The organism is Candidatus Nitrosocosmicus agrestis, from assembly GCF_008389435.1.
GTDB classification, from domain to species: domain Archaea; phylum Thermoproteota; class Nitrososphaeria; order Nitrososphaerales; family Nitrososphaeraceae; genus Nitrosocosmicus; species Nitrosocosmicus agrestis.
Genome location: NZ_VUYS01000012.1, coordinates 96,849 through 108,802 on the forward strand (window position 1 = coordinate 96,849; position 11,954 = coordinate 108,802).

Below are 11,954 nucleotides of genomic sequence, written 5' to 3' on the forward strand. Positions count from 1 at the left end.
CTATCATGACAAAAATATTGGTTTTAGTATTAATGGAAAATGCATCGAGCATATGATGACCCTGTCATGTATTTAATTAAAACACTAATGCCATGTGATTAATTTTGGTTACACTATTCCTTTTAATAATAATATTTTTCCAGACTCCATCATATCAAAGAAATGAACAGATAATTAAAATCTGATTTGAATCGCCAAAAACCTTGGAACAAAATATATGTAGATTAATGATGTTACCAAATATTCCACTATCACGAACTTTGATTGTTTCAGCAAATTGTTATATAGAAAAATAATACATAAAATTGTAGAATAGGTTAAATTGTTTTTCGATCCAAAAAATACATGAAGTTCAAGTCTAATTCAATGACATTATCAATACTTCTTTCAACTATTGCCATGGTTATGGTATCGGTATCAATTCATGGTGGTATAGCTTTTGGTCAGGCTGTTCCATTGATTCCAATTAACAGTGGGAACTCTACGTTGGACAAAGGTTTGCCCGTTTTTTATGATTGTATTGATGAAAAAATTGACAACAGCAAAGGTGCAGAGGAGGATGATTATTTCGAAAAAGAACCCACAAAGAACGAGGTAACAACGTGTTATGAGGAAACATTCCTTACTGGATCTGACACCTCTTCAAGCGATGAGACTGACACCTCTTCAAGCGATGAGACTGACACCTCTTCAAGCGATGAGACTGACACCTCTTCAAGCGATGAGACTGACACCTCTTCAAGCGATGAGACTGACACCTCTTCAAGCGATGAGACTGACACCTCTTCAAGCGATGACTCACAGATGCGAGCAAGCGATTATACTAGTGATCTAAACGGTAATATCGCTAAGTTTAACGAACTGTTCGGTTATTAGAGTTATAACTCTAAACCATAATTCGTTTTGATTCATTCAAATGGCCTATGTAAAATAATAATCGTCATTACAATCACAAAACCTTTTTAATTTATCGATCTTGTATTCAAGCAATCTACTAACTACACAATTATTCTAATCATTTTTTTTCGTCCGAGTAAATTTAGTTTGGTAAATCAAAGTTACCTCTGTTCTTCGATCATTAGATTCGGCAAAATCCTGATGATACTTTTCTAACAAAGGATTAATATGGCTCGATTCAATTTCTATTCAAAATTGTGCTATATGTATTCATTTTTGTTAATAATTTTTTTTGTTCCTAATAAAAATTGCCTATTCTGAGAATCTGTAATAGGCTGCGATGCTGATTTATTTCATTTCTATGGGATTGAATTGAATATGTTTTCTTTCCTAAATGGGAAATTATCAAAATTAATTGAGTCATATGATAGTTACAGATAAACCGCAGTCGATTTTTTGATCTCATTTTCTAAAACGCCAGAGGGACCAGTATAATCATTTAGATAACCAGGATGTTCGTGTATCTTGCCATGGAGCTTACAAACCATAAGGAATACTAAAAATCAAATTAAACTATTAACTAAAAACACTGCAAAGATTTCTTAATCAGTCCATAGTCTCTTTTTTGGTCTTTCCTTTTAATGATGGGTTATCAACACTCGGTTTCTTGTTTGAGCTATTTATACTCCTTTCCAAGCTATTTAGATAAGCAATGGTTGTTCCCAGATTTCCGAAGCCCATCGAGTTGAGTGTCTCAGATGGGACCATTATTATGGTGTTTCCATGTATCTTCATGGTCTCATAAAGCATGTTGGATTGTCTTAAGGCATAAGCAACAGGATTGTTTGAATAGATTTTTGAGGCGTCCAAAAACTTCTGAGCAACCAAAATCTCTGATTCTCCATAAGTAACTCTGGCTTGTTTTTCTCTCTCAGCCTGTGCCTGCATAGACATTGCTGCTTCCAATTCCTGTGGTATGATTACCTGCCTGATCTCTACACCTGTAACCATCACTCCCCAATTTTCAGCCTCCTTGGATATTATTGCTTTGATATTGTGGTTAATCTCTTCTCTCTTCGATAGTATTTCTTGAAATATTGACGATCCTATATTGTTTCGTAGCGTAGTTTGAGAAACCTGTTTGATCATTTCGTTGAAATTTTCGACGTTTAACAATGCGTCATTTGATCTCTCTTCAATTATTTGATACCTTAAAATCGCGTCTATGGTTACAGGAACATTATCTTTTGTTAGCATCTTTTCTGCGTTAAATTCTCTAACCTTTTCTCTAATGTCTATCACCAAAATGTTGTCTATTAAAGGTAATCTTGAATGTATCCCTGGTCGTATTCGTCCACGATATACACCAACTCTTAAAATAATTGCTCTCTCGTATTGATTAATTATAATAAAAAAAGATGAAATTATCATAATTATACTTATTGTCAGCATAACATAGAGTAATACGTCAATAGAGATGATTTGATAAATTATGATCGAAATTATCAAGAGTAATACTCCAATAATTATTTGAAATCCTGTTCCTTTTTTTGTTGATGTTTTTGATGAAATAAAACCATCAATATTTTTCGATATAGACATATTTATATAACTATTACCCAATTGAAAAACTTTTAGATGAGGGAATAATCTGAATTGATAGAATGAAATATTGACATAATTCAACTGTCTATAAATCATTAAGAAATTTGTTAATTTGAAATTGTGATCAATTTATCTTTTACACAAATTATTTTGGGAAAGATTAGTGATTCAAAACCTATGTTCCTATAACTGGTTTAAAGTTAGAGCTTTACCGTCAACATTCATATCATTCTATTCAAAAAATTGATGATTATAAATCGCGAAAGGAATCGAGTATTCCATTTGAATTCCGAAGAGGGAATGGAATATGGGATTTAATACATAAAAATGATATTGAGGTAACAATCGGTCATATACTTTTCAAATTTGTATCATCAGAATAATTTGCATTAACTTTTTCTTTTCTGCTTTTCATCATACTTTAATGACAATTGTTTTGTTATTAATATTTCTTAGAATCCGATTACTGACCTGTATGGGGTTATTATATAGTACGATTCTCTAATTCTTTACAAGGTGGTGATTGAATAACATTATTCTCATTTAGTTATTTGTATCAATTTTCTTTTAAGGAAGGTTGATTTAATTACAGAAACCTTAATTCAAAAATCGCAGGGTAAGTGTGAGGGCAAGTAGGACATTTATCTCATTCTACCCTGTTTTCAATTATTAATTTACATATTGGTATGGGAAATTAATTTGCATGTTTGATTCTTGATCAATTTGATCTTTTAAAATATAAATTATTTTAATATATCTGATTTAAAACTTGTTTAAACAAAATAAGTTCTTGCGGTTTAACACTCGACAATTAAAATCAAAATGTAAAAAAATTCAGTGTTTAACTCATGTGTTTCTGAGTTTGGATTTGGAAGGCTATTTGCTATAGTCCCATGTTGAATAGAATCTTGGGGTCATTTCCAAAAGCACACTTTCTCCATTTTTAACATGTAGTAATATTCCTTTAGCAGTTGGGTGTTCTAAACTGCCAAGATACTTTATCATGATTCTTTCTGCAATTGGAATGACGAGTTCTAGATCTTCTAAAATCGTACATATTGCACCACCTTTAACACCCTTATATGGTGGATTGGGATCGTCGATACAAAGGTAGAGGTTCCTATTTTCTCTTATATTGTCTGTTTTTGTTGAATTCTTTGAGGTATTGGTATATAACTTTCCATTTTGGGGTTCATAATAATACCACGCTGGATGAATATTTGGTCGCCCCTGTCTATCTGTTGTAGCTATATAAATGTTAAATTTACTGTTTGATAAAAATTCCTGTACTTCTGTTTCAGACAGTGGACTACCCATTCCAGCAGAGGCATCAATTATCTTCATATGTTCTCGTACGATTGCATTTATAAAAAGATTTTAGAAAATGGAATTAAATTTATTCTTTTTATTATTTAACTTAGGTTATAATTACCCTTCAAATGATCTAAAAAAAGAATAAAAAGCCAAATAAATCGACAGGTTTAAAAAAAGATTAGATAGTCTCTTTGCCATTAAATAGAAATTTAATTTTAAGTAGCCATTTCATTTTAAATTTTAAAATAAATGTTCTTTATTATAAAACATTAAGTAACATCATTCTTTCCAAAAGATGGTAATCGGTTTTGGGCAATTCTATTACAAACTCTGATGTTTAAATATCTTTATATTTCAAGGTTAATGTACGCATGGATTCTCAGACAAACCATCAAGGGCGATTTTACTCGTTGTCTCCGCAATTACAGTGCCATAGGGTAGTTAATGGGATGTGGCAAGTTGCCGGCGGGCATGGTTACATTGATCACGGATTGGCCGTGGACGAGATGATGCGATACCATGAAGCCGGATTTACTACTTGGGATATGGCCGATATTTACGGTCCCGCTGAGGACTTTATGGGTCAATTTCGCCGAAAAATTGCAGAGATAAAAGGAGATGGAGAATTGAGGCAAATTAGGGCATTTACAAAATGGGTGCCTCATCCCGGCAAAATTACACGTTCTATGGCCAAAGAAAGTACGCAAAACTCTCTGGCTAAAATGGGTGTAGAGTCATTGGATCTACTTCAATTTCATTGGTGGGATTATGATAATCCATATTATGTGGATGCTTTAGGTTATCTGGCTGAACTATGTGATGATGGTTTGATACAACATCTGGGATTAACAAATTTTGATACTGAACGGATGCAAGTTATACATGATTCAAATATTCCGATCGTATCTAACCAAGTTCAATATTCAATTATAGACCAAAGACCTGAAGTAAAAATGATTCAATTTTGTGAAGAAAACAACAAAAACTTGTTTGCATATGGTACCATCTGTGGAGGTCTCTTATCTGAGCGATATTTGGGTATGTCTCAAGAACCTTCAACATATGATCTAGACACATTGAGTTTACAAAAATACAAAAAAATGGTTGACTTGTGGGGGAATTGGAGTTTATTCCAAGAGTTATTGGAGACTCTGAAAAAAATTGGTCAAAAGTATAATGTAGATATCGCAAATGTAGCCACTAGGTATATTCTAGAAAAGCCCTCAGTAGCGGGTGTAATTATAGGTGCAAGGCTCGGAGTTTCGGAGCATATTGATAGTAACACGCAGGTATTTGGTTTTTCTTTGGACGAGTCTGACCGTGCAGCGATAGAAAAAATCTGTTCTAAATCAAACAATTTGTTTGAAATAATAGGCGATTGTGGAGACGAATATCGATAATCTGACCCTCCATTTTTTTTATAGAAAAATTCTATTATCCATTGAATAATTTCAGTAATCATTTGGAATTTTTGTTACTTTAGTATCTTTTAAAAAATCGAAAAACATAATCGATTGTTTCGTCATAACTATTATGCAAATAATATCAACACAAGAACTCGTGATGAATTGTAGTGTCTTTTATAATTTGATGTACAATATAATTAAATGTCAGAAATAGATTATTCAGAATTAATTATTTCTAAAAAAGGTGTCGTTTTATCTGATAGACAAGTTGTGGGGAATTTAATTGGTGAAAGAGGCGACTCGATTATTGTCGAAAAGGACGGAGCAAGTGACAGTATCTATCTGATTCCAAAGTCAAACGTCCAGTCTTACGATGGACAACAATTGATCGTGAATGTTTCTTCTTCATCACTAGAGGGATTTGAACAAAAGCGTGAAGGGGATGGCGAGTCTGTTTTGGATGATATCTCGGACAAAATGGGTGATATTAAGGACAAAGTGGTTGAAACAACAAAGGATGTAGCAGACAAAGCTCGAGAAAAAGTATAGGAACGACAAAATATAATCACTATTATACCTTACATTTAATCATAAAAAGATTAAATAATTTGAAGAACAAAACAAATTTCAAAATTTGTAGTAATTCTTAATAACTGATTCTGATAAATGTATCCCCTTTTTATTATTTTTTATTAATAATCTAATACATGATAAAATTACATGGTGGTGATCCACATTAAATGCGGTGGATGGATGAAGCTCCAAAGGAAATTGGAAATGAAGCTCTAAATGGTTTTGTGGTTTTGAGCTATAGGTCATTTTACACTATATCTGATTTATTGACAACTTTAATTTACGGTAATGAAAGAAAAAATAAATCTAGAATATTTAAGAAAATAAGAAAGGGCAACGAACTGATTTCTTCCTTTTTTGTAAAAATATATTTTTACAAAATGATGGGACGATTGGGATTTAAAAAGACAATGGGAGCAATTTATATTCCAAAATATGATTACAAGGTTCTTTGTCCTTATAATGTGGTGGAATACGTTAGCTTGATCTCAAGAGAAGAAAATATGTTATCACGATTTAACCCACAACCTGGCGAAACCGTTATTGATGTGGGGGCCCATCTTGGAAGATACTCTATTATAGGGTCAAAAAGGGTTGGAAAAGATGGCAAAGTTATATCAATAGAGGCTAACCCAGATGTGTATCCTATCTTGATTAAGAATATTTCTCTCAATAATCTTAACAATGTATTTGCGTTCAATAATGCTGCTTTTTCAAAGCAGACAAAAATAAAATTCTATAAAGGAGGCTCTGACAACATAAGAAACAACCAATTTGGGACTGTGATAACTAATATTGACAATTTCAATACAAAAGGATTGGATGCGTACGTAGAAGTTGATGCAATCACAATTGACTCCTTGTTACTTAAACAAGGATTAGATATCAACAAGATATCGTGGATTAAAATTGACGTGGAAGGTGCAGAGTTCGAAGTCATTGAAGGATGCAAAAACCTTTTGTCTACATCCAATGATTTAGCCATTCTTGTTGAAATTCATAATCTTTCTGATGGGACAACATTTTATGAAAAAATAAAGAAATACCTAGAAAACAACGGATTTCTAGTTGATTTTGAAGAACGCAGACAAAGCGGTGAGTCACATGTGTTGTTTAAGAAATTTGGAAATAAAACCGTACAAAGCGATCGATAAGTATTGCTTCTAAATCTAATCACTAGCTCTGAGCATTATTTAAATATCGTATGCAAAAGGAAAATACTTTTGTCTATGTAATAATTTAAGGAGGGATTAATAAAGGGAAAAAATTCTTCAATTCAATACTTCGATATCTCAGTTTTATACACTGTCACAAAATTATGACCATTTATGAGGACCACCTATCGACCTTAATGGGATATGACATCAATAGCATTACTGACTGGAATTGTTTTAGTTTTGTTAATGTCCTTGGTCAAACATATCGTAACAACTGGCCTTTCGGCTCCATCGTGAAATTAACCTAAAATGAATGCATTTTTATTAACAATCGTACGCCTAGTAAAAAAGTAAATCCTATCACCCCAGTAAACCTGACCTAATTTTTGAATTAAAAATGATGCATCCTAACTCAAACTTGGGTATATGGACAAACAAGATAGGTGAAAGAATGGGTTAATCCAAATTAGGAACTATTTCTTACAAATATTATTTGAACACATGTTGCTCATATTTTGAACTATAGTCAAAAAGGTAAATGCGATATTGCCAATTTCTTTTCCACTTCAAAACAAAGGAAATTTGTTTTTTAAAGTTCATTTGAGAGGATTACTTTACAATTTCTATATCCAATAATGTATGTTGGTAAAAATGATTTATGCTATTTCTTGCCTATTGCTAAGAGATATCCAAATCTCAGTCTGTTATCCAAAAAATATGATTCTAAAGCATCTAAGTATTCTTTTCTAACTTTTTCGATTATATCGTATTTATTTTGAAACTTTAATTCACCAATTATTCTCATTAGATATCCTGCTTTATGGGTGCTATCGTTCCAATAGTGATTTGGACTCAGACAGGGAATTTCAATCGTACCCCGTTCAAAGAACAATTCTTTTAATTCGGGCAATAAACGCTTTATTTTATCAGGTGATCCCCAACTACCTGGTTTGAATTCTTTAGTTTCTCCAAACGGATTATATTTTGATATTACGTCTGACAATCTTTCGCTTAATAATTCCGACGGCCAACTAGAAAACCCTAGTCTTCCACCCTTTTTTAATACTCTGACCATTTCTTTGGCAGCCAAAGATTGGTTAGATGCAAAGATGTGTCCAAATGTCGATAGTACAATATCAAATGTCTCGTCTTCGAATGGTAAATTTTCAACGTCTCCTTCTTTCCAGTTTATGCTGCTTAACCCTGCTATTTTTTCTTCCTCTCTTGCCAGCATTAGCAGTTTAGGTGTTAGATCTATACCTGTCACTTTTGCTCCTTTTCTACATGCGGTTATAGCTGTGTTACCGTAACCGCAAGCTACATCCAATACCATTTCTTTGGGTTTTAATTGAACCAGGTTTACAAGTTGAGCGGATACGGGGGGAAAGTATTGCCCCCTGCTTTTGTAGTCACCCATACTCCAAATTTGTTTCACTTCGTCTTTACTACTTTGCAATGATAATAGAAAAAATGTGACGAGGAATAAATATCAATTCAATTAAACTTGACATAACTTATCCAACATATTTCATTACTGAGGGAAGATAATATTTGATTTACTTTCTATGTTAATCATGTAGGGATTAATTTCATCGGATACTAAAAACGATGTAATTAAATGACAATGTGTAGTGTGTTTTCATTTCTATGCATAGAATAAGTATAGGTTAATTATCTAAATGTTCATTTTTCCTTGATAGATCAAAATAAATAGATCTCTATCACATTTACAGTTGTTAATACATATTCCTCAATTTTGGGACTTTCTCTTATCAAAATTGGGGTGTACTGTTTGTATTGGTAGGATTATGATAACTTAGCAGAATTACTGCATTTTCAACGTCGCTTTCTTGATCTAGGGTTTGACATGAATGTAGTTTTACCGTTTGTTTTGTCGGCATACTTTCTTGTGAAACATGTCTAAACCTGTTATTATTCCTTTTTTATAGTGAACTATACTGTTTCAATTGCATACTCATGTAAGTATGGTTAAATGTTGTTTGATTTAGTAATATAGTTATGGAAATTACAAGAACGACATGTTTGCAATCATAATACTTGAGGTGAGATTTATTTTATTTTTTTACAAATTGTCAACCCTTTGCACTATTTATTTATATCATAAATAAATAATAAAAAGCCAATGCATGCATTGATATTGTAGAATATCCTTATCTTGGCCTTATTCCATCAAAGGTGATTTATCTGATAAGGTCAGCTTTTTTTGATATTATCACCTTCTTTTTGCCATCAGAATACCTAGCAGTATAACAAAAACTATCTGAAGAGTTTCCAGAATTATGGCAGTATCCCCTATACGTCCACCTCTGCCTGTTATTGGATTGTCGGGGATTCGAGTTATTACCCAAATTAAGACAAAGACCAGTGTTCCACCCAGACCCACTGCATCCCAGCCAAATCCCCATCTTTTAATTGTTGGAATAACCCAAAAGACTTGAGCAATACCGCCAACCAAAAACAATATGGTTGAATTTGTAGATTGTGCGGGGACCATGCTTAGATGTAATAGCCCGGCCGCCGCAGTACATATTGCAGCTATAACTGAAATAATTAGGACTGAATTCATTACATGATTTAGCATATGACAATATAAAAGTTTACTAACATTGGGTAATATCTCCAAGTAAATGGAAAATTAGTTCTGAAAAATTAATGTCATGTGTAGATAAATATTTGTATCTATAACCACAAGATATTTCTTACACTATTCAGATAGTCACAAGGTAACTAGGTAACGTGAAATGTATTGAAAAAATGGATTTAATGAAGACTATGGGGTAGGTAACCTGTTATGAAATCCCGCCTCTAATTTTTATACTATTATGGAAAGGTTGGCAAATTTTTTGTGGGTTAGCAAAGTACGACATATTTTCTGAAAACTTCAAGATGACTATTGATTGATTACTGGTTTTATATTATCATACTTAATTGCTGTTGAATGATATCCCATGCTATAGTTTTTGGCATACTTGCTTTATCAAATTTTGGTTTGGCTCTGCTATTTTTATCATCGCCATTGCTCTTGGTAACTGCTCAAATACAAAGTCCGCCTGATTTGCCCGGTACCATCATAAATGAGTCATCCTCTACTAATTTATCAATGAGTAATCATAATCAGAATAATTATACTTCAAGTCCTAATAATAAGTAAATTTAGTTTTGCAACTATACGTGAGGGTTTATGAAAGGACCTTTCAATCATTATCTGCTTTGAATAGATCTTATGAACCAATATTAAGAGTATTGTATTTAGATTTCTCAAAGAAAATACGACTTTCTAATAAATATATACTAATTCTTTACTCGTTCTCAAAAGAAATATTGTTATTCATTATAGTCATACAATTTGCATTAAGAATATTGGTATATCTGTATGATACGAAACATATAGTGTGTAAAAATTAAAAAATAATGTGTAAAAGGTGTCAAAACTGCCATTTGGTAAAACAACATTAATCAATCTAAAAACATTATTTTCCTAAAATGCATTTACTATTGGATTTTTTGAGACTATATACTTTAGAGTCCACATATGGAAAACATCTGACTCGTATTTATCGTGGAATGAGCATAAAGATTGGAAAAATATCATGTTAAATTTTAAATAATGTGTGAAAATAGGGTGAAATCTGTTTTAGACTAATTTGAATTTAATTGATGATTTGACTTTAAAATTTCTAAAATTTGATCTGTTTTTTGTTTCTAAATTAGATAATCTGGTCTGCAAGCGCTGTATCTGACCGAATACAATCTCTCTTTTTTTATATTCTGAAGAGCTATTAAAAACTCGCTGTCGGGCGGTAATTTCATTTTCCCTATTTTGCTCCAATTGCTTTCCAGTTTCTGGGTCATTTGACCGCGGAGAATTGTTTTGGAGCTTTGTGCCAGAATCACTTTGACTGGCTTGATCTATTTTTACCATCCTCTCTGTCATTAATGTTACGACTTTGAGTTAATAATAAAAGGATTTCCTACTTATCTATTGTTTAGATAAATGATGTTTTAGTATTGTGATTCTGATATTAAATTTTCTATAAGTGCTACCGATTCCTAATATTTGGTAGTTCTTACTCATTTGTTGATGGTAATAATAATCATACTAGGTAGTTATACACCTCTTTTGTTCATTGTATTAGAGGTGCTAGCAATGAACCCTGCAAAGTACTAAGACATTATTGATTTATGGTCAACGCACACAGAATTTCTGCTGTAACTCTCTCAATTACTAATATGGAACCAACCTGTAAATTTTAATCTAAAATATCGGGATTTAATTTAGTATTTGGTGATGAGATTCTGATGACATATTTTACATTTTTCAAATTGGTTAATCTACACCGAATGTTTATCTAAACTTGGATCTAGTCAAGGGTTAGCATTCATATTCTGGTGCGACTAAATCTAAGACAGATTAGGAAGGTTAATTTTCCAAACTGATGATGTCGATGACATATTTTCATATTTTCAAAATAGCAAGTCGACTTCTGAAAATATAATTGAAATTGTCCCAAAAGATGTGTCTTGGGGAGAAAGATATTTCCATTTACGGGACAATATAGGGTATCAACTTTCTTTCGCTCAACCAATAGTAAAAAATAAGTGGTATATCTTTTCTCGAATTTCTTTCTAGATAGTTTGTATTGTGAGAGGCTGAAAATTTTCTATAAATACTTTAATTTTATTACAAAATACCCTATATTTGACAATTATGGAAGGAATTGGTTTTTCTTACCTATAATCTGGGGTCTGTCTACTACTAACTTATTCTAAATACAAGTATATCTAAAACTTATTGTATTGCCACCCATCCACCCAACCACCCATCCTATCATTTGTATCTCTAAACAAAAGAAATGGCTCTGTTCATTTAAGGAATTCTTATAGATTGAAGATGCTTTATCTCCTTTATGTTTACCAGAAATAAAACACCTTCAAAGTATGTTTACTATGGGTTGCATTTGTACTTTTCAGGCCTATCCTT

Annotated in this window: 10 protein-coding genes; 5 read left to right on the forward strand and 5 right to left on the reverse strand. The window is 32.3% G+C overall.

From position 1 onward, the window contains the following. The first annotated feature begins 366 nt into the window (after nt 1–366). A complete protein-coding gene (locus F1Z66_RS15865; protein ID WP_195907519.1) occupies nt 367–876 on the forward strand; it encodes a hypothetical protein in 510 nt (169 codons plus the stop codon). 627 nt (nt 877–1,503) lie between these two features. On the opposite strand, the gene F1Z66_RS09085 is transcribed toward F1Z66_RS15865, so the two are convergent. Both F1Z66_RS09085 and F1Z66_RS09090 read right to left on the reverse strand, forming a co-directional pair. Next, nucleotides 1,504–2,499 carry an SPFH domain-containing protein gene (locus F1Z66_RS09085; RefSeq protein WP_159357627.1) on the reverse strand — a complete coding sequence of 332 codons (996 nt, stop codon included), beginning with the start codon at nt 2,497–2,499 and terminating at the stop codon, nt 1,504–1,506. Nucleotides 2,500–3,378: 879 nt separating this feature from the next. Continuing rightward, nucleotides 3,379–3,846, reverse strand: coding sequence for a pyridoxamine 5'-phosphate oxidase family protein (locus tag F1Z66_RS09090; protein WP_149863300.1), 468 nt, complete (start codon nt 3,844–3,846; stop codon nt 3,379–3,381). A gap of 341 nt (nt 3,847–4,187) precedes the next feature. Between F1Z66_RS09090 and F1Z66_RS09095 the strand changes: the two genes are divergently transcribed. From F1Z66_RS09095 to F1Z66_RS09105, 3 genes are all read left to right on the forward strand, one after another. Beyond that, a complete protein-coding gene (locus F1Z66_RS09095) occupies nt 4,188–5,216 on the forward strand; it encodes an aldo/keto reductase (protein ID WP_149863301.1) in 1,029 nt (342 codons plus the stop codon). A gap of 207 nt (nt 5,217–5,423) precedes the next feature. Beyond that, entirely contained in the window at nt 5,424–5,771 is a 348-nt protein-coding gene (locus F1Z66_RS09100; protein ID WP_149863302.1) for a hypothetical protein, read from the forward strand. A gap of 200 nt (nt 5,772–5,971) precedes the next feature. Beyond that, a complete protein-coding gene (locus F1Z66_RS09105; protein WP_195907520.1) occupies nt 5,972–6,949 on the forward strand; it encodes an FkbM family methyltransferase in 978 nt (325 codons plus the stop codon). Between the two features lie 664 nt (nt 6,950–7,613). Here F1Z66_RS09105 and F1Z66_RS09110 read toward each other — a convergent pair. Both F1Z66_RS09110 and F1Z66_RS09115 read right to left on the reverse strand, forming a co-directional pair. Then, nucleotides 7,614–8,369, reverse strand: coding sequence for a class I SAM-dependent methyltransferase (locus F1Z66_RS09110; RefSeq protein WP_195907521.1), 756 nt, complete (start codon nt 8,367–8,369; stop codon nt 7,614–7,616). 816 nt (nt 8,370–9,185) lie between these two features. Then, a complete protein-coding gene (locus F1Z66_RS09115; RefSeq protein ID WP_149863305.1) occupies nt 9,186–9,539 on the reverse strand; it encodes a hypothetical protein in 354 nt (117 codons plus the stop codon). A gap of 372 nt (nt 9,540–9,911) precedes the next feature. Between F1Z66_RS09115 and F1Z66_RS09120 the strand changes: the two genes are divergently transcribed. Continuing rightward, nucleotides 9,912–10,124: a hypothetical protein gene (locus F1Z66_RS09120; protein WP_149863306.1), complete on the forward strand. Its 213-nt coding sequence runs from the start codon at nt 9,912–9,914 to the stop codon at nt 10,122–10,124. Nucleotides 10,125–10,607: 483 nt separating this feature from the next. Here F1Z66_RS09120 and F1Z66_RS09125 read toward each other — a convergent pair whose 3' ends face one another. Then, a complete protein-coding gene (locus F1Z66_RS09125; RefSeq protein ID WP_149863307.1) occupies nt 10,608–10,907 on the reverse strand; it encodes a hypothetical protein in 300 nt (99 codons plus the stop codon). Nucleotides 10,908–11,954 lie beyond the last annotated feature (1,047 nt).